Annotated in this window: 18 protein-coding genes; 2 read left to right on the top strand and 16 right to left on the bottom strand. The window is 61.6% G+C overall.

The genetic code is table 11. From position 1 onward, the window contains the following. Positions 1 to 335: 335 nt before the first annotated feature. Genes RM533_RS11315 through RM533_RS11305 form a run of 3 tightly spaced genes read right to left on the bottom strand, consistent with a single transcriptional unit; the run spans position 336 to position 5,934 of the window. Complete coding sequence (locus RM533_RS11315) at positions 336 to 3,653, bottom strand: error-prone DNA polymerase (RefSeq protein ID WP_311341339.1); 3,318 nt, start codon at positions 3,651 to 3,653, stop codon at positions 336 to 338. Between the two features lie 15 nt (positions 3,654 to 3,668). Beyond that, positions 3,669 to 5,270, bottom strand: a complete 1,602-nt coding sequence (locus RM533_RS11310; RefSeq protein WP_311341338.1) for a Y-family DNA polymerase — start codon at positions 5,268 to 5,270, stop codon at positions 3,669 to 3,671. Next, the gene (locus tag RM533_RS11305; RefSeq protein WP_311341337.1) at positions 5,176 to 5,934 is read right to left on the bottom strand and encodes an ImuA family protein; all 759 of its coding nucleotides are present in this window, start codon (positions 5,932 to 5,934) and stop codon (positions 5,176 to 5,178) included. Before RM533_RS11305 ends, RM533_RS11310 begins: the two co-directional genes overlap by 95 nt. 207 nt (positions 5,935 to 6,141) lie before the next feature. Here RM533_RS11305 and asd point away from each other — a divergent pair, with 207 nt between their 5' ends. After that, positions 6,142 to 7,077 carry an archaetidylserine decarboxylase gene (asd, locus tag RM533_RS11300; protein WP_311341336.1) on the top strand — a complete coding sequence of 312 codons (936 nt, stop codon included), beginning with the start codon at positions 6,142 to 6,144 and terminating at the stop codon, positions 7,075 to 7,077. Positions 7,078 to 7,092: 15 nt separating this feature from the next. Further along, a complete protein-coding gene (locus tag RM533_RS11295) occupies positions 7,093 to 7,530 on the top strand; it encodes a protein tyrosine phosphatase family protein (RefSeq protein WP_311341335.1) in 438 nt (145 codons plus the stop codon). 111 nt (positions 7,531 to 7,641) lie between these two features. On the opposite strand, the gene RM533_RS11290 is transcribed toward RM533_RS11295, so the two are convergent. The 13 genes from RM533_RS11290 to RM533_RS11230 form a co-directional block, all read right to left on the bottom strand. Continuing rightward, entirely contained in the window at positions 7,642 to 8,352 is a 711-nt protein-coding gene (locus tag RM533_RS11290) for an endonuclease/exonuclease/phosphatase family protein (RefSeq protein ID WP_311341334.1), read from the bottom strand. Positions 8,353 to 8,358: 6 nt separating this feature from the next. Next, the gene (locus tag RM533_RS11285; RefSeq protein ID WP_311341333.1) at positions 8,359 to 9,903 is read right to left on the bottom strand and encodes a peptide chain release factor 3; all 1,545 of its coding nucleotides are present in this window, start codon (positions 9,901 to 9,903) and stop codon (positions 8,359 to 8,361) included. Between the two features lie 123 nt (positions 9,904 to 10,026). After that, on the bottom strand, positions 10,027 to 10,779 hold the full coding sequence (locus RM533_RS11280) for an SDR family NAD(P)-dependent oxidoreductase (protein WP_311341332.1): 753 nt from the start codon (positions 10,777 to 10,779) through the stop codon (positions 10,027 to 10,029). 4 nt (positions 10,780 to 10,783) lie between these two features. Further along, the gene (gene pheT, locus RM533_RS11275; protein WP_311341331.1) at positions 10,784 to 13,195 is read right to left on the bottom strand and encodes a phenylalanine--tRNA ligase subunit beta; all 2,412 of its coding nucleotides are present in this window, start codon (positions 13,193 to 13,195) and stop codon (positions 10,784 to 10,786) included. Next, entirely contained in the window at positions 13,192 to 14,304 is a 1,113-nt protein-coding gene (pheS, locus tag RM533_RS11270; protein ID WP_311341342.1) for a phenylalanine--tRNA ligase subunit alpha, read from the bottom strand. Before pheS ends, pheT begins: the two co-directional genes overlap by 4 nt. 106 nt (positions 14,305 to 14,410) lie before the next feature. Further along, positions 14,411 to 15,853 carry an OpgC domain-containing protein gene (opgC, locus tag RM533_RS11265; RefSeq protein WP_311341330.1) on the bottom strand — a complete coding sequence of 481 codons (1,443 nt, stop codon included), beginning with the start codon at positions 15,851 to 15,853 and terminating at the stop codon, positions 14,411 to 14,413. A 759-nt stretch (positions 15,854 to 16,612) separates the two neighbouring features. After that, complete coding sequence (gene rplT / locus RM533_RS11260; protein ID WP_311341329.1) at positions 16,613 to 16,972, bottom strand: 50S ribosomal protein L20; 360 nt, start codon at positions 16,970 to 16,972, stop codon at positions 16,613 to 16,615. A 14-nt stretch (positions 16,973 to 16,986) separates the two neighbouring features. Continuing rightward, positions 16,987 to 17,190 (bottom strand): 50S ribosomal protein L35, encoded by a 204-nt coding sequence (gene rpmI / locus RM533_RS11255; protein ID WP_311341328.1) that lies wholly within the window; start codon positions 17,188 to 17,190, stop codon positions 16,987 to 16,989. Between the two features lie 172 nt (positions 17,191 to 17,362). Next, a complete protein-coding gene (gene hisN, locus RM533_RS11250) occupies positions 17,363 to 18,145 on the bottom strand; it encodes a histidinol-phosphatase (RefSeq protein WP_311341327.1) in 783 nt (260 codons plus the stop codon). Further along, positions 18,145 to 19,080, bottom strand: coding sequence for a ribose-phosphate pyrophosphokinase (locus RM533_RS11245; protein WP_311341326.1), 936 nt, complete (start codon positions 19,078 to 19,080; stop codon positions 18,145 to 18,147). Before RM533_RS11245 ends, hisN begins: the two co-directional genes overlap by 1 nt. A gap of 59 nt (positions 19,081 to 19,139) precedes the next feature. Next, the gene (gene glpX / locus RM533_RS11240; protein ID WP_311341325.1) at positions 19,140 to 20,117 is read right to left on the bottom strand and encodes a class II fructose-bisphosphatase; all 978 of its coding nucleotides are present in this window, start codon (positions 20,115 to 20,117) and stop codon (positions 19,140 to 19,142) included. A gap of 177 nt (positions 20,118 to 20,294) precedes the next feature. After that, positions 20,295 to 21,605 carry a homoserine dehydrogenase gene (locus RM533_RS11235; RefSeq protein ID WP_311341324.1) on the bottom strand — a complete coding sequence of 437 codons (1,311 nt, stop codon included), beginning with the start codon at positions 21,603 to 21,605 and terminating at the stop codon, positions 20,295 to 20,297. Positions 21,606 to 21,790: 185 nt separating this feature from the next. Beyond that, complete coding sequence (locus tag RM533_RS11230) at positions 21,791 to 22,732, bottom strand: hypothetical protein (RefSeq protein ID WP_311341323.1); 942 nt, start codon at positions 22,730 to 22,732, stop codon at positions 21,791 to 21,793. Positions 22,733 to 22,994 lie beyond the last annotated feature (262 nt).

The raw sequence follows: 22,994 nt of genomic DNA, 5'->3' as shown, positions 1-22,994 counted from the left end.
CAGGCGCCATTCATATCTGGGCGGCATCAGCCCACTCGCATTCGAAGCCAAGGTGGCATAGTGAGACAGGTGATCGGCGCAAAACCGTTACAAGTCCAAGGGAGTGGGGAGGGAAACCGAGTGGATCGGGAAACTCCAGGATCTAGATAGCACGAGCGTAGGCTGGTCGCGGAACGAAACTGTTCGGCGCCTCGACATCGGATCGTTCTGACCGTAGGGCAGAATGCAAGTCTAAGCTTGCACCAACGCTGCGACAAACCGCTATTGCGACAAACGGTCGGCGCTATGGTTTCGCCCGTAATTGCTTGAGCGGCTGTCGATCCGCTCTCATGCCTTTAATGAAAATCGCGCGATTTCGGCATGATGTTCACGTCGCGCGGGTGTCGCGCCATGGCAGATGGCAGCGGGCTTACGACATGATCCGCGCGGGCAAGGTCAGGGCGCAGCAGATCATCCGACAGGCTGACAAGCTGCGCGGTGTCGTCCTCCATCTGTCTTGCAACGACATGGATGACGGCATCGTCCATCTGCACGGTGCCGTGCACCACCATCAGCCGCGCTGCCATGATCGTCTTCCTGAACCGCTTCAGCGCGTCGGGCCAGATGACCAGATTGATGACTCCGGTTTCGTCTTCCAGCGTGATGAACACCACGCCTTTTGCGCTGCCCGGCCGCTGCCTGATCAGCACGATGCCTGCCACCGACACATGCTGGTTGAACCGGCAGGACCACAGATCGGCGGCCTTGGTAAACCGGCGTGCGGTGTAACCATTACGCAGGAATTCCATCGGATGCGCTTTCAGCGACAGGCGCGTGGTCTGATAGTCCGCGACCACATGCTCGCTCATCGGCATCGGCGGCAGCAGCGTCGGCGTATCGGCGCCCTCGTCCCCTGCCTCGGCAAAAGCAAACAACGGCAGGTCGGGCGCATTCTTCAGCGTGCGGGCATCCCACAAGGCGGCACGACGATCCTTGCCCAGCGAACGAAACGCATCGGCAGCGGCAAGCAGCTCGATCGGACGGGTGGTCAATCCGGCCCGGTGGCGCAGATCCTCTACCGCTTCAAACGGAGTGCCGCGCGCATCCAGCAAGCGGGCAACATCTACCCGCGCGATTCCGTCGATCTGCCGCAAACCCAGCCGCAGGACCAGTTCGCGCTGCCCCTTTACGACCTGCCATTCGACGGCATTGTCCCATTCGGAATAGTTCACATCCACTGCCAATATGGTGACGCCGTGCTCGCGCGCATCGCGCACGATCTGCGCCGGTGCATAAAATCCCATCGGCTGCGAATTCAGCAAGGCGGCGGCAAAGATCGCGGGGTGATAATGCTTCAGCCAGCTTGAAACATACACCAGATGCGCAAAACTCGCCGCGTGGCTTTCGGGAAAGCCATATTCGCCAAACCCTTCGATCTGGCTGAAACAGCGGGCGGCGAACACCGCATCATAGCCCCGTTCGACCATGCGACCGACCATCTTTTCCTTGTGCCGCGATACCAGCCCGCGGGAGCGGAACGTCGCCATCGCCTTGCGCAACTGGTTCGCTTCGGCCGGGCTGAACCGGGCAGCGACCATGGCGATCTTCATTGCCTGCTCCTGGAATATCGGCACACCCAGGGTCCGCTTCAGAATGACTTCAAGCTCGTCTTCTGGTCCGTGTTCTGGCGCAGGTGAGGGATATTGCGGCATCTCGCGGCCCTGCCGGCGCTTGAGGTAGGGGTGCACCATATCGCCCTGGATCGGCCCTGGCCTGACTATCGCGACCTCGATGACCAGATCGTAGAACGTGCGTGGCTTGAGCCGGGGCAGCATGTTCATCTGTGCGCGGCTTTCAACCTGGAACACGCCCAGCGAATCGCCCTTGCACAGCATGTCGTAAACCGCTGGATCTTCCTGCGGGATGCTTGCAAGCGAATGCGTCACGCCGCAATGCGCCGCCAGCAGGCTGAATGCCTTGCGGATACACGTCAACATCCCAAGCGCCAGAACATCCACCTTGAGAATGCCCAGCGTGTTGATGTCATCCTTGTCCCACTCGATGAAACTGCGCTCAGGCATGGCGCCGTTGCCGATAGGCACTGTGTCAGTCAGTTTCTCCTGGGTAAGGATAAACCCGCCAACATGCTGCGACAGATGGCGCGGCATGCCGATCAGCTGCTCGGCAAGGGCGATCGTGCGCCGCAGGTGCGGATCGCACAGGTCCAGTCCGGCTTCGGCAACCTTCTCCTCGCTGACCGAAGTGCCCCAGCTTCCCCAGATCGTCTTGGCAAGCGCGGCCGTCACATCCTGCGATAGCCCCATCACCTTGCCGACCTCGCGGATCGCCATGCGCGGCCGGTAATGGATGACAGTCGCGCATAATCCGGCCCTTTCGCGCCCGTAGCGTTCATAGATGTGCTGGATCACTTCCTCGCGCCGTTCATGTTCGAAATCGACGTCGATGTCGGGTGGCTCCTTGCGCTCTTCCGATATGAAGCGCTCGAACAGCAATTCGTGCTGTGCAGGGTCGACTGACGTGATCTTCAGACAGTAACACACCGCGCTGTTCGCCGCCGATCCACGCCCCTGGCACAAGATGCCCCGGCTGCGGGCGAACTCGATGATGTCGTGAATGGTCAGAAAATATTGCGCGATGTTCATGCGTTCCATCAGCGCCAGCTCTTTTTGCAAAGTGGCACGAACCCTGGGCGGCACTCCATCCGGGTAACGCTGCGCCGCACCTGTCCAGGTCAGCTCGGCCAGATGCGAATTGGCATCCTTGCCTTGCGGCACGGTTTCCTGCGGATATTCGTAACGCAGCTCATCAAGCGAAAAATTGCAGGCATCGGCGATCCGACGGCTTTCCACGATCGCTTCGGGCCATTGCGCAAACAGGCGCACCATCTCGCCCGGGCTTTTCAGATGCCGCTCGCCATTGGGGTTGAGCCGCAGTCCTGCATCGAAAATCGTGCATTTTTCACGGATGCAGGTCATCACGTCCTGCAAGGGCCGTCGGGCCGGCGTGTGGTAATGGACATCATTGGTGGCAAGCAGTTTCAACCCATGCGTCTGCGCCAGCTGCTGCAAGCGGTTGATCCGCGCCCGGTCATCGCCTCTGTAAAGACAGGATGCAGCTATGTGGCTCAACGCTTGCAGGTGCCCTGCCATCGCTGACAGCGCGGCAGCAAATTCGTCCAGATCGTCTTCGGGTATCGCCACAAGAAAAACCGCATCGTTCAGATGTGCGCCGACATCGGCAAGCGCAATGTCGCACTGGCCTTTTGCCTGCCACCTGCCTTTGGCATCCTGCATCTTGCCTTTCGAAAGCAGACGGCAAAGATCGCCATAAGCCATGCGATTCTGCGGATAGGCATAGAGCGACGGCGCATCGACAAGGTCCAGACGGCAGCCGATGACCGGCCGCAATTTGGCAGTGCGGGCCTCGCTGTGCAGCCGCACCACCCCTGCCATGGTGTTGCGATCGGCAATGCCCAGTGCATCGTAGCCAAGATCATGCGCAGTCGTGACCAGATCGACCGCATCAGAAGCGCCGCGCAGAAACGAAAAGCATGAGACCAGACCAAGTTCGACAAATGCCGCAGGCGGGTTGCGCGCAAATTCATCGCCATCGCCAAGCGTGCGCCGGCCAGGCGTCAGGGAAGCATCAGGCATGGCAAACCATCGGTTTCACGCATCGAGCCCATGGATAAACCAGCGCGGCGCACCGCCGCGTCCGTCATCCGGCAGTCCTTCGCGATAAAGCCAGAAGCGGCGGCCTTCCTTGTCCTCCACCCGGTAATAATCGCGCAGCCGTGCCGATGATTTCTCGCGCCACCATTCAGGAGCAATGCGGCCCGGGCCCTGGCTGCGCACGACGATATGGTTTTGCCGGCGCCAGCGGAACCGGGCCGGCGGCCCTTCCGGCACGGCGTGCAGCACCTCCACATCCTCGGCCGGAAACAGCAGGCGCAACGGCATCGCCTCTTCGCGCGACAGGCTACTGGTGCAGGCGGCAGGGATCGCATCGGGCAAGATCATGCTGGATACAGGGCCCGATATGGACACGGACGCAGGCACGAAAACTTCGGCGCGTTCGGGGATATGACTGCCCTGCAAAAGCGCCTTGCGCACTGCCCCATTGCCAAGCCGGGCCACCAGCCGGTCGATCAGACAGGACAGCGCAAGCTCCTCATCGACGTTGCCGGCAAGATTTTGCTGCGCCGCCGGCAGATCCTGCCGCCCTGTCGCCTCCAGCGTCATGACTTCAAAACCCGAGCCGGGGTCGAGTGTCTCCAGCCGGCCTTCGAACAGGCGCTTGAGATGGCCGGCATCGCGGCTGGCCCGACTGGTAGCGACCTCCACTGCAGAAACCCCGCCATCCAGCCGGTACCCCGCCAGCCGTAAGCGTCGAGCCCCCAGATCGCGTTCCGCCAGCTGTCCGCACAGATCGTCGAGCAGATCGGCAAGCACATGGGCAACAGGTTCGACATCGGCAATCGGCTCGGCAAGCTTGCGCATGCTGCGCGCCCGCAGTCGGCGCTCTGCCGCGACCAGCGGCTCCGGCACGGTGCCAAGCGCCTGATCCAGCCGCAGCACCGGATTTGCAGAAGGCGCGCTGGCCTGCCGGAACCGCCTGATCAAGGCCGCACGCGGCACTGCCATCAGCGCAGCCACGGTCTTGAGGCCCAATCTTGCCAAGAGGGTGGTCGTGTCCGCATCCAGGCGCAGGGCTGCTACACCAAGCGGGGACAGCGCCGCTGCCACATCCGCGGCTGGACAGACAGACTGGCCTGTATGGCCATGGCGGGCCAGCGCCCACGCACTGCCGATAGTCGGAGCCAGAGCCACGCGTGCTGTCAGCCCCAGAGCGGCAAAGGCAGTGACAATATCGCCAGCCATTACAGGCTCGCCGCCGAACAGATGACCCGATCCGGTCACGTCCAGCAACAGCCCGTGAGCGCCATCGGTGTGGGTATCCGCCTGCACCCATGGACACCACCGGCGGCACCAATGCGTCAGTTCTGCAATGTCGGCGGCATCTGCCTGCTCGTTTGCCGGCTCGACCCGCAAGGCGGGAAACAATGCCCGCATGTCGGTAACGCGCGCGCCCTGCCTTACCCCCAGCGCGTAGGCTGTCCTGCTGGCATCGTGAACGACCGGACCATGCCTGCCTTCGCGGGCAAGCACCAAAGGTTCAGCCACCGCTGCTGGATCGATGCCGCTGCGCTTCCACCACCGCTGGATCGGGAATTGCGGCAGAAAAATCGAGCCGATGCGCCGTTCGGTCATAGTGCACCATCCAGGTGCCCGGCTTCAGCCCCCGCGCGCGGAACAGTTCCGCCTGCCAGCATGGCGGACCGGGGGCGCGGTCGTCGTAGGGGTGCGGCACAGAAGGCAGAGATGCGATCCGCCACCGCTGCCGCGCCGCCGACAGATTTGCCGCTGCTCCAAAGCGGATGAGGAAAGCAGGCGTTCCCTGCTGCTCGGCGCGCATGGCCAGCCGCTTGGTCGCGGTAAAATCCAGCGCCCGCGGGTCCCCCCAGATCTCGCCGATCACACAGGATAGCGAACGGCATCTCAGCCCCTCCTCCATCGTCCACAGCGCATCTGCGCAATTGCGCGCGCCCACATGAATGAGCTGCGCCGGATTGCCGCCGAACCGCGTGATTGCGCGGCCGTGCGGATAGCCGGCTTCAAGCGATGACATGCGGTCCTGCACCCACAGCACAGAGCCATGACGCGGCACCTGAGCAAGGGCAAAACCGATGGCAGACATGTCCCTGGCGCCGGCAAACAGCTCGACCAGAGTTGTGGGACGCGGCAGGAAGACCATGTCCGGCGCAGCTTCGCCTGCCTCGATACGCATGGCTGATCCATTGTCATGGACTGGCAGGCCATGCACTGGCAAATCATGGACCAGTGACAGATCGGGACTTTGGCGGTTTTCATCCATCAGGCTGCCTGCATTATGTTCCTATTTTGTTCTTGTTAAATCGAGACAAGGAACAGAGTCAATTCCCAACCGAAAAGACCGGGGGATGGAAGACGGGGGGATGAAAGACGGGGGGATAAAAGACTGGGAGGATGATCGCAGGCGGCCGGGCATGCGCATCACCCGGCAATTGACCTTGATAGTCGCTGTTGGCTAGACACGCCCTCCATGCAGAAGGCGAAGAACACGATGGTTGAGCGACTGTTCATCGGTTTGCAGCATATCGTGCCGCATCATGTTCTCTCGCGGATGGCCGGACGCCTCGCAGCAAGCGAGCAGGGATGGGTAAAGGACCGCCTGATCCGCCGCTTCATGCGCGCTTATCGGATCAATCTAGCCGAAGCAGAGCAGGCAGATGGCAATTACCCATCCTTCAATGCCTTTTTCACCCGCGCGCTGAAACCCGGCGCCCGGCCACTGGCTCCGGCTGACCGGTTCATCCTGTCACCAGCAGACGGCACGATCAGTCAGCTTGGCCGGATTGCAGCAGGGCGCATCATTCAGGCCAAGGGCCATGATTATTCAGTGACAGAACTGCTGGGTGGCGATGCCGAGCAGGCCCGCCGGTTCCATAATGGCAGCTTTGCCACCATCTACCTTGCACCAAGCGATTATCATCGGGTCCACATGGCAGCCGACGGCAGCCTGGCACACACCACCTACCTTCCCGGGGCGCTGTTCTCGGTCAATCCGGTTACTGCCGCTGCGGTGCCACGCCTGTTTGCCCGCAATGAACGGCTCGCCTGCATGTTCACAGGAGATGTCGGTCATTTTGCCCAGGTGCTGGTGGGGGCAATGATCGTTGCCGGCATGGAAACCGTCTGGGCCGGGCCGGTCAAGCCTCATGGCAAGCGCATCCTCAAGCGCGATTTCACGCCAGCTAAGACCCAAACCAAGACCCAGGCCAGAACCGAGCCCGAAACTCAGCCTGCATCCGGCGGTGCGCAGGCTCCGCAGCTTCGCGCCGGCGACGAAATGGGCCGCTTTCTTCTTGGCTCCACCGTGGTTCTCCTGTTTGAACAGGATAAGGTCAGCTGGCTGCCTGAACTTGGCCCCGGCAGCCGGTTGCTGATGGGGCAGGCGATGGCGAACCGCAGTGTTTGAAAAGGAGACGATTGCATGAGCGGGTTCAAAAAGATCACCGACGATCTGTATGTCAGCGCGCAGATCACTGCGGCTGACATCGCCGAGGCAAAGGCGCAGGGCATCACCGCCATCGTCAACAACCGCCCCGATGGCGAGGAGCCGGACCAGCCCGATGGCAGCACGCTCGCCCGCCATGCACAGGACGCCGGCCTGTCCTACACCGCCATTCCTGTAACTCACGCCGGTTTCGGGCATGGCCAGATCGACGCCATGGCCAAGGTTATCGACAATGCTGGCGGTCCGGTGCTCGCCTTCTGCCGCTCAGGCACGCGATCAGCCCTGCTATGGGCGTTGACAGCAGCGCAACAAGGGCAATCTCCCGCTGCCATTGCGGCAAAGGCAGCTGCGGCCGGCTATGACATCACTCCGATCCGCCCGATGGTCGACATGCTCAGCGCCGGCCGCGATTGAACCTCGGCCAGCAGGGCCTGACTGGCAGTGCCTTGATGATTGCGCCTGATCGACGATGCCAGAATAACCGGGCGGAAATGATTGGAGCTGCATTACAAAAAGCCGTGCCGTTCAGCTGACAAACGCCTTTGATCCCACCGACACTTCGGCCCACACCGGCAAATGATCGGACGCACGCGCTGCCAGCATGCTGTGATGCACATTGGTGCCGTGACAGGTCCAGTGCGACGACAGCACGATACGGTCAAGCTGCGCCAAGGGACGGCTGGCAGGAAAGCTGCGCCCGCTTTCCAGCACGGTCCAGCCAGGCCGGAAGACGCGGAATACGCCGCCATTGCCGCTCCATTCATTGGTGTCACCCATCATGACCGTGGGGCAGTCCTCGCAATCATCGAGATGGCGCAGGATGGCTTCTGCCTGGTGGCGACGGCGCAAGCCTGACAGGTCGAGATGCATGCCGACCGCCCGCACCCGCTGACCGCCCAGTTCCACATCAAGCCGGATAGCGCCGCGCGGTTCAAGCGTGGGCAGCGCAATCGTCTGCGCTTCCAGCACATGCGTGTTCTTCTTCACCAGAAATGTGTTGCCATGCCATCCGATGCTCATTGACCGGGTCGCCAGTGGCACCGTACGGAACGGCGAATCCTCGATCCGCGCGCGGGGCAGGACCGTCTCCCGCATGCCGAACCGTCGGTCGCATTCCTGCAACGCGATGATGTCGGCATCGATCTCGTTCAGCACGGTCAGGATGCGGTCGGGATCGCGCTGGCGGTCCAGCCCCACCGCCTTGTGGATGTTGTAGCTTGCGAATTTCAGCTTCACGCGGCTCTAGCGCTCCTTCGTGGCTGAAAAGGACAGGTCGGGATTGCGTTCCTGCTGATAGCCGACATCCCACGCCGATCGCGCCATGAACACCCAGTCGCCGTCGCGATCCTTGGCCAGATTGGCGCGGTTGAACCGTTCGAATTCATCGATCGCGCCTGCCTCCCCCCTGATCCAGCGGGCGGTGTCGAACGGGGCCGGTTCCAGCCCTGCCTCCACCTTGTATTCCGCCGCCAGCCGCGAGACCAGCACCTCAAGCTGCAATTGCCCGACGACGCCGACGATCCACTGCCCGCCCAGTTCGGGATAGAACACCTGGATCACGCCTTCCTCGGACAGGTCGTCAAGCGCCTTTCGCAGTTGCTTTGTCTTGGTGGGGTCGCGCAACACGACCCGGCGCAGTATCTCGGGCGCGAAATTGGGCAACCCTGTAAAGCGGATGTCATTCTTTTCCGACAGCGAATCGCCCACCCGCAAGGTACCATGATTGGGAATGCCGATGATGTCGCCCGGCTCTGCCGTGTCGGCCAGTTCGCGGTCCTGCGCGAAGAACAGGATGGGCGAATGCACCGCGATTGGCTTGCCCAGCCCCGACGGGGTCAGCTTCATGCCGCGCCGGAACGTGCCCGACACCATCCGCATGAAGGCAATGCGGTCGCGGTGCTGCGGGTCCATGTTGGCCTGCACCTTGAAGATGAAGCCGGATACCTCGTCGAGCGCCGGCGTGATCTCGCCCTGTTCGGCCGGTTGGGGGCGTGGCGGCGGCGCAAACGCGGCGATCGCCTCGATCAGCTCGGTCACGCCGAAGTTCTTCAGCGCCGACCCGAAATAGACCGGCGTCAGATCGCCCGCGCGATAGGCGTCAATATCGAATTCGGGATAACCGATCCGGGCAAGTTCCGACTGTTCGGCCCATTCCTCCGGAATTTCGGCATCCGCCTCCCGCTTGCCCAGGAATTCCTTACTCGGCCCTTCGGGTCGGGCGACCTTGCCGCTGGCGAAGTCGAGGATGCCTTCGAACCGCCCGCCCATGCCGACAGGCCAGCTCATCGGGCATACGTCAAGCGCCAGCATGTCGGCCACTTCGTCCAGCAATTCAAAGCCGTCGCGCCCTTCGCGATCGACCTTGTTGACAAAGGTGATGATCGGCACCGAACGCAACCGGCATACCTCGAACAGCTTGCGGGTCTGCGGCTCGATACCCTTGGCAGCGTCGATGACCATGATGGCCGAATCCACTGCCGTGAGCGTGCGATAGGTATCCTCGGAAAAATCCTCGTGCCCCGGCGTGTCGAGCAGGTTGAAGACGATCGAATTGCCATCGGCGTCCGTCCGCTCGAACGTCATGACCGAACTGGTCACTGAAATGCCGCGCTGCTGCTCGATCTTCATCCAGTCGGAGCGGGCGCGCCGCGCCTGTCCCCGCGCCTTGACCTCGCCGGCAAGGTGGATCGCCCCGCCCGTCAGCAGCAGCTTTTCAGTCAGCGTGGTCTTTCCCGCGTCGGGGTGGGAGATGATGGCGAAGGTCCGCCGCTCGGATGATCCGGTCATGCAATGCGCCTTAGGGATGCTGTGCCCATCCGGCAACATCGTACAACCAGGGTTGCTTCAGGCGGCCGCAGTAAGGCAGGAGCAGCAAGAAGCCTTTTGCCAGGAGTCGTCAGCCAAGAGCCGTCAGACAGGGTTGCGCGCCACCTGGAATGGGCCAAAGCTCTGCGCCACTGGCATCAGTTCAAGCCGGTTGATGTTGAGATGCGGCGGCAATTGCGCCACCCACAGAACAGTTGCGGCAATATCATCGCCGGTCATCGGCTGCATGCCGCCGTATAGTGCATGGCTCGCATCCTGATCGCCACCGGTGCGCACCAGCGTAAATTCCGTCTCCACCATGCCCGGCTCGATGCTGGTCACGCGGACGCCCGTTCCGCCCAGATCGGCGCGCAGGGCAAGCGAGAACTGCGTCACGAAGGCCTTGGTCGCTGCATAGACATTGCCGCCAGGGTAAGGGTACGTTGCCGCGACCGAAGACAAATTTATGATCGCACCCCTGCGCTCGATCAGCCGGGGCAGCAGCACATGGGTCATCGCCAGCAACGCACCGATGTTGGTGTCCACCATCGTCTGCCAATCGCCAGGATCAGCCGCCTGTGCCGGACCGGTGCCAAGCGCCAGGCCGGCATTGTTGATAAGGCAGTCGATTGCCGCGAAGCGTTCAGGCAAGCCAGCGAGCGCCGCTGCACGCGCGGCATCGTCACGAATGTCGAAGGCAAGCGGCAGGACGCTATCGCCAAGAGCGTCGCGCAAGGAACGCAACCGTTCGCCGCGTCGTCCTGTTGCGATCACCTGCCAGCCGGCAGCCACGAAAGCGCGGGCGCATGCCTCACCGATCCCGGATGTCGCGCCTGTCACCAATGCCGTCCGGATCATGCCATCAACCCCGCAGAACCGCGCCCAGCTTCGATGCAGCCGCCACGATGCTGTCGCTGATCGCAGTTAGATCATTATCGGTAAAGCTGGCGCCCTGTGGCTGGAGCGTGACTTCGACAGCCAGAGACTTTTGGCCGTCCGGCACACCGGCGCCGGAAAACTGGTCGAATACCCGTGCCTCCACGATATGCTGCTTGTCCGCTGCCCGGACCGCCCTTACCAGATCACCTGCGGCGGTATCCTCGCTGACCAGAAAGGCAAAATCGCGCAGCACGGCCTGCAATGCAGGAGGAGCGAAAGCGGCGCGGGCAAAGCCCTTGCCGGCCTTGGCGGCAGGGATCGCATCGATAAACAACTCCACTGCCATAACCGGTCCGGCCAGATCGAACTGTTGCGCGGTGCGGGGGTGAATGGCGCCGAACCGGGCCAGCACGTTCTTGGGTCCAAGCCGCAAGGTCGCCGAACGCCCGGGATGGAACTGTTCGCCTGCCTCTTCCATGACCTGCAGATTGGCGGTCGGCGCGCCGGCTGCATCGAGCAGCGCCAATGCTTCTGCCTTGGCATCGAACGCATCGAACATGACGGCCTTGCCGGTCTGCCAGTTCCGCAAGGTCCTGTCACCCGCAAGCACCAGCCCCAACGTCAGCCGTTCTGCACTGGTGCCATCGTCCGCGCGCAGATAACGCCGTCCGATTTCGAACAATCGCACGCTGCGTGCGCCGCGGGCCAGATTGCGCTGCGCTGCTGCCAGCAGCCCCGGCAGCAGCGAAGGGCGCATCGCTTTCATGTCCTCGCTGATCGGATTGGCGAGCACCCAGAGCGGCTGCGTGGCAAAGGCCTGCGCCAATGCCGGCGGCAGGAACGACCAGGTTACAGCTTCGCAATTGCCCCGCGCAGCCGCAGCGCGCCGCACTTTGCGTTCCTGACGTTGGAGCGGGGTTGCGGTCGGGCGTGCGACGCCTTCAAGGCGAGGCAGCGGCACCGACGGGATCCGGTCCAGTCCGGCAATGCGGATGATCTCCTCGACCAGATCAGGTGCACCGTCGATGTCCGGCCGCCAGCCCGGTACGCCCACCGTCCAGCGGGCGCCGGAACGCGTTACCACAAATTCCAGCCGGTCAAGGATCGCTTCCTGCTCGTCCACCGGAATGGCGAGGCCGCCCAGTGACACCACCAGACCCGGATCGAAAGATATCGTCCGCCCCTCCTCCGGCGTCTGTCCGACAAAGATCGCCTCACTCGCTTCCCCGCCGCAGATCTGCACGATCATTCCGGTCAGGATATCGAGCGCGATGGGCAGGAACAAGGGATCCAACCCGCGCTCGAACCGACTGCGGGCATCAGACACCAGGTTCAACGCCCGGCCCGTTTGCGCCACGCGGACAGGATCAAACAATGCTACTTCAAGAAAAACGTCGCTGGTCGCTTCGGTGCAGCCCGATCGGGCGCCTCCCATGATACCGGCTATGTCGTGCACGCCGTGATCGTCAGCAATCACCAGCATGCCATCTTCCAGCACATATTCGCGATCGTTGAGTGCCAGCACCGTTTCGCCTTGCCGCGCCGGCCGCACCACCAACTCGCCCGAAAGAGTGGCAAGATCATAGACATGGCTGGGCCGGCCATAAGTCAGCATGACGTAATTGGTAATGTCCACCAGAGCCGATATCGGCCGTTGCCCCGCCGAGATCAGCCGGGCCTGCATCCAGCCGGGGCTGCTGCCATTGCAAACGCCCCGGATTGTGCGGCCAAGAACAGCAGAGCAGCCTTCCGCCGCCTCGATCCTGATTCCCGTGGCCGGGGGATGCGTCGGTGCAATTACAGGTGGAGCAATCGGTTTCAACCGGCCCAGACCTGCTGCGGCAAGGTCGCGGGCAATGCCATGCACGCCCATGCAGTCGGGGCGATTGGGCGTGATCGACACGTCGAACACCGGATCGTCAAGCAAAGCGTAATCGGCATAAGCCATGCCCACGGGCACATCATCGGGCAGTTCCACGATGCCGTCATGATCATCACCAAGGTCAAGCTCCCGGCTGGAACACATCATGCCGCTTGACTCGACACCCCTGATCGCGGTCTTGCGCATTTCCATGCCGGTCGCGGGAACGACCGCGCCGGGCAGACCCAGCACGCCTGTCATTCCGGCACGCGCATTGGGGGCACCGCACACCACGGTCAGCGGATCGCCGCCGTTGGCGTCGGGTCCCGCATCGACGCGCAGCACTTGTAGTTTGTCGGCATCGGGATGCTTTTCAGCGGTCAGCACGCGCGCCACCCGAAAGCCAGCCAAGCCTTCTGCAGGATTGGTCATGCCTTCAAGTTCAAGCCCGATTGCCGTCAGCTTTGCGGCAATCTGCGTCGCTGTCGCGTCGGTTTCGAGATGGTCCTTCAGCCAGGAGAGAGAAAACTTCATGCCGCCGCTCCTGCTCTTGACCCGACGCCGCCTGCCAGCGTCGGCACATCCAGCGCGGCAAAGCCATAATGGCGCAGCCAGCGCAGATCGCCGTCAAAGAAGCTGCGCAGATCACTCATGCCGTATTTCAGCATTGCCAGACGGTCGATTCCGCAACCAAAGGCAAAGCCCTGCCATTCATCCGGGTCCAGATCGCAGGCATCGATCACGCGGCGATTGACCATTCCGCTGCCCAGCACCTCCAGCCAGCCGTGCCCCGCTGTGTCACCCGATCCGCCGATTACCCGCCGCCCATTCTGAAATGAAAAGCCCACATCGACTTCGGCCGAGGGTTCGGTGAAGGGAAAATAGCTCGGTCGCAGCCGCAGGACGATATCGTCGCGCTCGAAAAAAGCTTTCAGAAAGGTTTCCAGCGTCCATTTCAGATGACCCATGTGAATGTCGCGGTCGATGACCAGCCCCTCGACCTGATGGAACATGGGGGTGTGCGTCGCATCGCTGTCGGAGCGATAGGTGCGTCCAGGCGCGATGATCCGCACCGGCGCGCCATCTGCCACCATTGCGCGGATCTGCACCGGCGAGGTGTGGGTGCGCAGCAGCATGTCGCGACCCTGAGCATCCTGATCGGGAAAATAAAAGGTGTCGTGCATCGCGCGCGCAGGATGACTTTCCGGCATGTTGAGCGCGGTGAAATTGTGCCAGTCGTCCTCGATCTCCGGCCCGCTCGCGACGAGAAACCCCAAATCGGCAAAGATCTCCGCCAGTTCGTCCATCACCTGACTGACCGGATGCACGCAGCCGACCGCCTCAGGGAGCACGGGCAGCGACAAATCGATTGCTTCGTTTGCAAGCTGCCGGTCCATGGCAGCACTATCGATCACTTCCTTGCGCGCAGCGATCGCATCGGCCACTTCAGTGCGCAGACCGTTCAGCAGCGGTCCTGCACGCTGGCGCTCCGCAGCGTCCATCCTGCCCAGTGTTTTCAGCAGCAGCGAGATTTCTCCCTGTTTGCCAAGGAATGCGACCCGCACCCGGTCAAGCGCTTCTGCAGAAGCAGCACTGGCAATCCGCGCAAGCGCGTCGGTGCGGATCTGGTCGGTGTCGGCCATCGGTTCTTTATCCAGGATTGGAAGCGAAAGGCCGCTGTCTAGCAGCGTGCTGCCAAAGGGCAACGCCATGTCATCCCTGTGCTGCAAATCAACCAACGGGGTCAGATCAGGTAACCGCCGGACGTATCAAGTGATGTTGCGGAATTACGATATTATCAACAAATCTTTTATAGCGCGGCACGAACGGCGCGATCATCGCCGCAATTATCCTGTCCGACATCCCCGTGATCGCGGCCACGATCCTGGCAGCAAGGCTCCAGACTGCACCTTGCAGCGGCTTGCCGCCTCCTGTCAGCCGGGCATATATAAAGCTCTGCAAGGCGATGAGCACACCAAAGATGATGGCCAGCGCAGCCGACTGCCCCGCCGATTGCGCGGTGAACGGCTGCACGATCAGCAGGATGTTGCCAAAGCAGAATGTAAACAGGCTGACCTTGCCGATGAAGGTAATCCCGTCCGCCCAGCGCAGCTTGCAAAAGTCAAACAGATAGATGCAAACAGAAACCCAGGTGATGGTGGTGGCAAGACCGACTGCGAAATAGACGGGATGATTGGCGTTGCGCAAGGCCATGCTGATGATGTTGGTCATCATGCCAGCAGAATCGTTCCAGTCCCACAGCAGGAAGAACGCTGAAAATGAACCTGCGGCAAAAGCCGTCAGGATGAGCCAGCCTCGCCGCTGCGTATCGGACGAAGAACCACGCAGGTCGGCAACGCCCCTGCCGATGATCATGCCGAAAAGCACAAGCGAAATACCGTGGAAGAGCGATGGCCCGCCGACAATGGAATGGCCCGTGCCAATCAGAAAACGGGTCATCATGCCCAGATAGTCCTTGCCTGCTACCAGGGCAGGCGCAGGAATTTCCTGTTGCAACGGGTAAATTACGTGGATGCCGATCGCAATCGCTGCCACGACGAACAGACCAAACCGCAGCCGCAACGCGATGATCGCCGGCGCAAGGATCAGCACAAGCGCGTAAAACTTCAGAATGTCGACAAAGGGTGTGGCGCCTGCAAATAACAGGCACCGCAAGGCAAAGCCGACGGAATAATCGCCCGTCACCACGCGTGCGCCGATCGCGATGGCGTAAAGCACATAACATTGCAAAGCGCGGGTAAGCAGCCGCTCAATCGCGACACCGCTATCACCCTGCTGCACCTTCCGCCCGTAGGCGATTTCCAGCATGGCACCAAACAGGCAGATGAACATCGGTGTGGCCATCTGCAACGTGAAACGCAGCACATCAAGGCCAGGCCAGAAACTGCTGACGTCGAACACCACCATGGCATGGCTGAACATCGCCAGCAAAATGGCGGCGGAGCGGCAGATGTCGACCCCGATGATCCGGTCAGGCCGATTTGCAGAAGTCATTGCGGTCACGGTTGCCCTACCCTGTTTCATGTTCTGCCGCTCTGCATCAGGATTGATCCGCACGCGCGCCTGTCCTGCTGAACCACCCGTGGTGTTCGACGAAGGCCCGGTGCTGTTGCAGAGGCTGGTTGCGGCAGGAGCGCCACCTTTCAAGTTCCGCTCGATCTCGCCAGCCAAGGCCTGCGGATGTCCTGTTTCGAAACAGGTGAACGACAGCGCCCTGTTCTGCGGTCAAAGTAGCGTGCCAGGGCAGTGTATTGCATTGTGCGGAGGCTTGAAGCGGGCTCTGGGCCCGGAATAGCGGCCTGAAGAAAGATGACTCGTTGGCAGCGACCCTACCAGAGACGGCCGGATCGGCACTCCTGTGGCTTCCTGGACCACCTGGATGGCAGATTGCCTGCGAAATCTGAGGCCTGTGGGGACCCTGGTGAGTAATTGAGGATCGCTTCGACGATTTTGCAGAAGTCGAGATCATTGCCCTAGAAAGGCATCTCGTAGAAGGTTTTGTCCAGAGTATAGGCTAAAACTCCGCTCTGCTCAGCGATAGTTGTTAATTTTTCCTTATTTTCTTATATGATTTTTCCGTAGTTCGACGCGGGGAAAAATACACAGCGAGTTTGTAACAGTTAGTAAAAAAAGCATCCTATTTACTGATCCAGAAATCAGTCGTTCAACGGCTTCATAACCAGATCGGTTAGACCTGTCTTACTCACAACCACTTTATGCATTTTTGGTCAAACTCCGGGGCTGGGCAATGGCTGCGGAGAAATCATCGATCTGATACTGGCTGAGTGTCTCTGTCATTTGGTGGTTAAATCTCCTCGGGCTTCCATGAGGAGCGCGTGGCGCGGAGCATCAGCCATTAAAAAGGCGCGGGAGATCGCCTCTCCCGCGCCTTCTTCAAATCATTTCAGTCAAACATGTCAGCAATGATTTTCAGGCGGGCAACGCACCCTTTGCCTGCGCGATGATTGCGGCAAATGCTGCGCTTTCGTTCATGGCGAGATCGGCCATGACCTTGCGGTCCAGTTCGATGCCGGCAAGCTTGGTGCCGTGCATGAACTGCGAATAGGTCAGCCCTTCAGCCCGGACAGCAGCGTTGATGCGCTGGATCCAGAGCGCGCGGAAATTGCGCTTCTTTACCTTGCGATCGCGATAGGCGTACTGGCCAGCCTTCTCGACTGCCTGCCGCGCGACGCGGATGGTGTTCTTGCGGCGGCCGCGATAGCCCTTGGCCTGATCGAGGAGCCGCTTGTGCTTCTGGCGCGTGGTAACGCCACGTTTGATGCGTGCCATGGTCTAGTTCCTCTTCAGCTCAGCCCGTAAGGGGCCCATTTTTTCACCGTGCGGGTATCCGCGTCAGACAGCACCTTGGTGCCGCGCTGCTGACGGATGTATTTCGCGTTGTGGCTGATGAGGCGGTGGCGCTTGCCGGCCACGCCATGCTTGACCTTGCCGGTCGCAGTGAGCTTGAAGCGTTTCTTGACGCCGCTCTTGGTCTTGAGCTTGGGCATTTTCGTCTCCTTGGATCGATGACACGTCAGACCAGCCCTGGCAGCCCTGCAAGCCAGGCCGGCCCATGAATCACGTGTCGATGGAAGCGGCGCGCTTACAATGTCGCGCGCGCCGACGCAAGCGGCGTGCGTGCCGATGAGCATCAGTGACGCCCGGTTTAATGACGACAGGCTAATGACGACAGGCGAGCGCCTCAGCCACATCCTCAAGGCGCGCTGCATCACCCACGGCAATGACATGCCCATCGCTGCCGGCGTGCAGCGGGTCGGCGTTCCAGTCGGTCATGATGCCGCCAGCGCCTTCAACCACCGGAACGAGCGCTGCCCAATCGTGCAGCTTCAGCCCAGCTTCGGCTACAATGTCCAGCTGGCCTGTCGCCAGCATGGCGTAATTATAACAATCACCGCCCATCACCATACGGCGGTGGTCCGTCTGCGCTGCCAGAGCGAGAAAGTGCTCCCCATCATGATCGTCGAAATAATGCGGTCCGGTGGTGGCAAGTGTGGCGGCGGCAAGCGATTCGCACCGCCGGGTGCGGACAGGCGCGCCGTTCATCGTGGTCTCCTTGCCTGCCGCGCCCACCCACCGTTCACCCGCGATCGGCTGATCGATGATGCCGACCACGGGCCAGCCATCGACCAGCAGCGCGATCAGCGTTCCGAATATCGGCCGGCCGGCGAGGAACCCTGCCGTGCCATCGATCGGGTCCAGCACCCATTGCCGATGCGCTGATGGCCGTTCGACACCATATTCTTCTCCGATGATACCATCGTCCGGCCGCTCGGCCGAGAGAACCATGCGCATTGCTTCCTCCGCTTCCCGGTCAGCGATGGTGACCGGCGAAGCATCATTCTTGCGCATGCTGTCGAGCGCAGTACGGAACCGCGGCCGGATAGCGGCCCCTGCGGCATCGGCGAGCCGGCAAGCCAACGCTACATCCGCGTCAAGTCGCATTAGTCGAACAGGCTGGAGACGGAGCTTTCATCCGCAATCCTGCGGATCGCCTCACCGATCAGAGTGGCCATGGACAAGATACGAATCCGATCGCTTTTCAGCGCGGCATCGGTTGGCCTGATCGTATCGGTAATCACCAGTTCAGTAAGAGCGGACTGCGCCACCCTGGCAACGGCGTTGCCGGAAAGGACGCCATGGGTGATGTAGGCTCCGACACTTTTCGCGCCCTGATCCAGCAGAGCCTGTGCTGCGTTGCACAAGGTTCCGCCCGAATCGATGATGTCATCGATGAGGATGCAATGGCACCCCTTCACCTGTCCGATGATGTTCATCACTTCCGATTCGCCAGGACGTTCGCGCCGTTTGTCGACGATGGCGAGCGGGGAATTGTCCAGCCGCTTGGCGAGGGCGCGGGCGCGCACGACGCCGCCCACATCGGGCGACACGACCACCAGTTCCTGATCGCCATAGCGCGCCTGGATGTCGGCGGCCATGACGGGCGCGGCATAGAGGTTGTCGGTCGGGATGTCGAAAAAGCCCTGAATCTGTCCGGCGTGCAGATCAACTGACAACACCCGATCGGCGCCCGCGCGGGTGATGAGGTCGGCAACCAGCTTGGCGGAAATCGGCGTGCGGGGGCCAGGTTTGCGATCCTGCCGGGCATAGCCGAAATACGGGATGACCGCCGTGATCCGCCGCGCCGAAGCGCGCTTCAGCGCATCGATGCAGATCAGCAGTTCCATCAGATTGTCATTGGCGGGAAAGCTGGTGGATTGCATCACGAACACGTCCTCGCCCCGGACGTTTTCGTGAATTTCCACAAAGATTTCTTCATCGGCAAACCGGCGCACGCTGGCATCGGTCAGCGATTGCTCAAGATAAGCTGCAATTCCCTGCGCAAGAGGCAGATTGGCGTTTCCGGACATGATCTTCATTGCAAGCAATCCTCAAGCTGATCTGCTGTTGTCCGGCCCGAAGCTGTAAACATCCGCGTTCAGCCGACCTGATGCCTGCCCTTGACCCAGCGCACTGTGCCCGAAGAAGCCCGCATCACCACGCTTTCGGTCGTCACCAGTCCGCCCTTGCGGCGGCGCACACCTTCCAGAAGCGAACCATCGGTTACCCCGGTGGCCGCAAAGATGCAGTCGCCCTTGGCAAGATCGGTCAGGTCATAGATCCGGTCGAGATCCTCAATGCCCCATTTGTGCGCCCGGGCACGCTCATCATCGTTGCGGAACAGGAGCCGGCCCTTGAACTGGCCGCCGACGCAACGCAGGGCCGCGCAGGCAAGCACGCCTTCGGGCGCGCCGCCTGAACCCATGTAGATATCGATCGACGTGTCAGGATCAGTGGTCGCGATAACTCCGGCCACATCGCCATCGGGAATAAGCACGATGCCGCAACCGATCTGGCGCAGCTCATCGATAAGATCCTGGTGGCGAGGGCGATCAAGCACGCAGGCGATGATCTCGTTCGGCTTCACGCCCTTGGCCTTTGCCACCGCCGTCACGTTTTCAGTCGCGCTCTTGTTAAGGTCGATGACGTTGTCGGGATAGCCGGGACCGACCGCGATCTTGTCCATGTAGACATCCGGCGCGTTGAGCAGGCAACCCGATTCGGCCGCAGCGAGAACGGCAAGGGCATTGGGCCCGGCCTTGGCGGTGATGGTGGTGCCTTCGAGCGGGTCAAGCGCGATATCGATCTTCGGGCCCTTGCCCTTTGCGCCACCGACCTTTTCACCGATGTAGAGCATGGGTGCCTCGTCGCGTTCACCCTCGCCGATGACGACGGTACCGTCGATGGGCAGCTCGTCGAATGCCTTGCGCATCGCCTCGACCGCCGCGGCGTCGGCGGCTTTTTCATCGCCGCGCCCGATCAGCGAGGATGCCGCCATTGCTGCTGCCTCTGTCACGCGCACCATTTCTAGCACGAGCACACGGTCAAGGGCATTGCTGGGTGAAGGTTTGCTCATGTCTCGATGTTCCTGTCTGGCGCTGATGCACTAGGGGTGAAAATTGGATCTAAGGTGCAGTCAAGGCCGGGCTGCGCAGGACGCCGCCCTATGATGACCGGTGCTCAAAAGGCAAGGTGCAATCGGCATTGGCAGACAGCGCAACATCGCATCATCCCATACCAAAGGCCGCAACGCCTATTGTCGCAGGATATGCATGACCAGCGGCGGCGCGGCCAGGCTTGGCGATCCGGCCAGCAGTTCCAGCGCGCGGGTCACGCAGGCTTCCTCACCTTCATGCGTGACCATCGCGACCAGCACCGGTCCGTCGGAACCGGGACCTTTCTGGATGAGGCTTTCGATCGACACCCCCGCGTCACGCATGGCTGCGGCCAGTTCAGCAAGTACGCCTGGCCGGTCTGCCACGGTAAAGCGCAGATAGGCCTTCCCGATACGATGTCCGGTCTGTGCCGGCTGGACCGCGTCCAGCAGGTCGACCGGAATGGAAAACGGCGCTCCGGTATCGCCGCGCGCAATGTCGATGAGATCGGCCACCACTGCGCTTGCCGTCGGCCCATCACCTGCACCTGCTCCCTGAAACAGGAGCCGGCCTGAAAAATCGCCTTCCGCGACCACGGCGTTGGTCGCACCATCGACATGCGCAAGTGGATGATCGCGCGGCACCAGATATGGGTGGACCCGCTGAAACAAGCGGGCCGGACCATCGCTGCCGCCTGGCTCCACGCTTGCCATGCCCAGCAGGCGGATGACGTAGCCCAGCGATTCGGCTTGCTCTATATCGGCGGCAAGGATGCGCCGGATGCCCGTCGCTTCAACGTTCTGGAAATCGAGGACCGTGCCAAAAGCCAGGCTGGCCATGATCGCCAGCTTGTGGCCAGCATCGATGCCGTCGATGTCGAAAGTCGGATCGGCCTCTGCAAAACCCATTGCCTGTGCCTCCTTCAGCACATCGGCAAAATCGGCGCCAGTATCCTCCATCGTGGACAGGATGTAATTGCAGGTGCCGTTCAGGATGCCGTAAAGCCGCTCGATCGCATTGGCCGCGGCTCCTTCGCGCAGCCCCTTCACCACTGGAATACCGCCTGCGACAGCAGCCTCGAACTTCAGCGCGACACCGCCCTGCTCGGCCATGCCGGCAAGCTCCAGCCCGTGATGCGCGATCATCGCCTTGTTGGCGGTCACCAACGCTTTGCCACTGGCAATGGCGGCACGCGCCAGAGTCAGCGCAGGGCCATCGGACCCGCCGACAAGTTCCACGACAACGTCGACATCGTCGCGATGCGCCATTGCCGTCATGTCGTCCTGCCATTCATAGGGTGCAAGGTCGACTTTGCGATCCTTCGCCCGGTCGCGCGCACTAACCGCGGTGATGATGATCGGGCGACCGGCGCGGCGCGTGACCAGCTCGCCGTTTGTCTGAATGAGCCGGATAACCCCTGCACCCACTGTGCCAAGCCCGGCCAGGGCAATACGCAACGGTTCTGTCATGTCAGCCTGTCAGTCACGGCACGCTTTCTCCTGTTGGGCGTCGCGCCGTCCGATCAATTCCGGGCACTCCGCTCCTGCCTTCGTCCGGCCAAAGCCGGTTCGGCCTGCCGCCTATCGCGCTGCGGCGCCAAAGGCCAGCCCTCCGGCACACGAGCAGGCGGTGCGCAGCGATCTGCACCCGTTGCTCAAGACGTCCGGTGCCGGACACACGGACCCAGCTGCCTTACAACCAAAGCATAGTCATTCGATGCAATCGCCTGCAGCCCCGGATCATCGGAGATCTGCGCTGTAACCGGCAGTTCGGCCGGCAGGGCGCAGGCGAGCCGATACCAGGCAAGCGTCTGGGGTTGCGGTGGCCGGGCTGCAGGATCGACCAGTTCGCCCGCCGACACACCCCATTCGCGCTCCTGCCCCGGACGGTGACGTACCGTGATGGAGGCGGCCTCATCTCCCTGCGTCATCAGGAAAATCTGCGTCTCGCCTTCGCCGGCAAGATTGCCCGGAGTATGCAGGATGTCGCGCACTCCTGAAATGGCGGGCAGGCTGGCCGGATCGACCAGTTCAGTCAGCAAGGCGCGCAACTGTGCCTCATCGACTTCGTCTGCAAAGACCTGCGCATCGGGAGCGACCAGTTGCAATTGCGCGGGCCGGTTGCGCACTGGCTGCGCGAACAGCACGACAGACCTGTTCTTTAAGACAGGCAGCCGACCCTTTGCGGTGAGCGGAACATCGGCAAGATATCGCAGGTTCTGCCCGATCGGAACTGTCCCTGCCAGCAGACGCAAAGTATCGGCTTCCACATAAATGCGTGCCCAACCCGGCCGCACCGGGCCAGTGCGATCCGTATCGAGACGAGATACCCGTCGCACCTTGGCGACAACCACAAGATCAGCAGGCGCGGCCAGATCAACCAGATCTGCATAGCTATACGGCGCCAGTGCCGCGCCTGCCGACGTGCGGCGGGCGCCATCATCAGCCATGCGCACGTTTTCCACACGCGTGGTGACGTTCGAGGAAGGCACGAGGGACGCCTCAACCGGTTGCACCTGCAACGCAGATCCACCTGACGGAGCCACAACCGGCATGATGAGCATCAGCGCCGATGCCGTAGACGCGATTCTGATCATTGCTGCTGTTCCTTCATCCTTGCCCAACCGGTCTTTTTCGCTGTTGCGCCGCTTTGTGCAAGTGCCGAATTTGCCTGGCTCCCGCCATGGCGCAAAAGGGTACAGCCGTGTCGTGAAGCCACAAAGCAATTGCGCAGATCAGCCACGGCCGCTAACACCGACCTGCAAAGACCGGCGTAAGACCGGCACGAATTTGCGCACAGTGTAGCCGGCCGTTCCGCCTTTGCATCTCTTGCAGATGCAATTTCTGGCAGGAACAAAT

The organism is Croceicoccus esteveae, assembly GCF_031846435.1.
In the GTDB taxonomy this organism is placed as follows: domain Bacteria; phylum Pseudomonadota; class Alphaproteobacteria; order Sphingomonadales; family Sphingomonadaceae; genus Croceicoccus; species Croceicoccus esteveae.
This window is presented reverse-complemented; position numbering and strand designations above follow the sequence as displayed.

What these genes read in the sequence shown, in the direction of transcription:
- rplT (WP_311341329.1), bottom strand. Translation starts at nt 16,972, where the DNA reads ATGGCACGCATCAAACGTGGCGTTACCACGCGCCAGAAGCACAAGCGG.
- RM533_RS11305 (WP_311341337.1), bottom strand. Translation starts at nt 5,934, where the DNA reads ATGGATGAAAACCGCCAAAGTCCCGATCTGTCACTGGTCCATGATTTG.
- RM533_RS11285 (WP_311341333.1), bottom strand. Translation starts at nt 9,903, where the DNA reads ATGACCGGATCATCCGAGCGGCGGACCTTCGCCATCATCTCCCACCCC.
- RM533_RS11295 (WP_311341335.1), top strand. Translation starts at nt 7,093, where the DNA reads ATGAGCGGGTTCAAAAAGATCACCGACGATCTGTATGTCAGCGCGCAG.
- pheS (WP_311341342.1), bottom strand. Translation starts at nt 14,304, where the DNA reads ATGGCCGACACCGACCAGATCCGCACCGACGCGCTTGCGCGGATTGCC.
- pheT (WP_311341331.1), bottom strand. Translation starts at nt 13,195, where the DNA reads ATGAAGTTTTCTCTCTCCTGGCTGAAGGACCATCTCGAAACCGACGCG.
- glpX (WP_311341325.1), bottom strand. Translation starts at nt 20,117, where the DNA reads ATGAGCAAACCTTCACCCAGCAATGCCCTTGACCGTGTGCTCGTGCTA.
- hisN (WP_311341327.1), bottom strand. Translation starts at nt 18,145, where the DNA reads ATGCGACTTGACGCGGATGTAGCGTTGGCTTGCCGGCTCGCCGATGCC.
- RM533_RS11310 (WP_311341338.1), bottom strand. Translation starts at nt 5,270, where the DNA reads ATGACCGAACGGCGCATCGGCTCGATTTTTCTGCCGCAATTCCCGATC.
- RM533_RS11315 (WP_311341339.1), bottom strand. Translation starts at nt 3,653, where the DNA reads ATGCCTGATGCTTCCCTGACGCCTGGCCGGCGCACGCTTGGCGATGGC.
- RM533_RS11245 (WP_311341326.1), bottom strand. Translation starts at nt 19,080, where the DNA reads ATGAAGATCATGTCCGGAAACGCCAATCTGCCTCTTGCGCAGGGAATT.
- RM533_RS11230 (WP_311341323.1), bottom strand. Translation starts at nt 22,732, where the DNA reads ATGATCAGAATCGCGTCTACGGCATCGGCGCTGATGCTCATCATGCCG.
- asd (WP_311341336.1), top strand. Translation starts at nt 6,142, where the DNA reads ATGCAGAAGGCGAAGAACACGATGGTTGAGCGACTGTTCATCGGTTTG.
- rpmI (WP_311341328.1), bottom strand. Translation starts at nt 17,190, where the DNA reads ATGCCCAAGCTCAAGACCAAGAGCGGCGTCAAGAAACGCTTCAAGCTC.
- RM533_RS11235 (WP_311341324.1), bottom strand. Translation starts at nt 21,605, where the DNA reads ATGACAGAACCGTTGCGTATTGCCCTGGCCGGGCTTGGCACAGTGGGT.
- RM533_RS11280 (WP_311341332.1), bottom strand. Translation starts at nt 10,779, where the DNA reads ATGATCCGGACGGCATTGGTGACAGGCGCGACATCCGGGATCGGTGAG.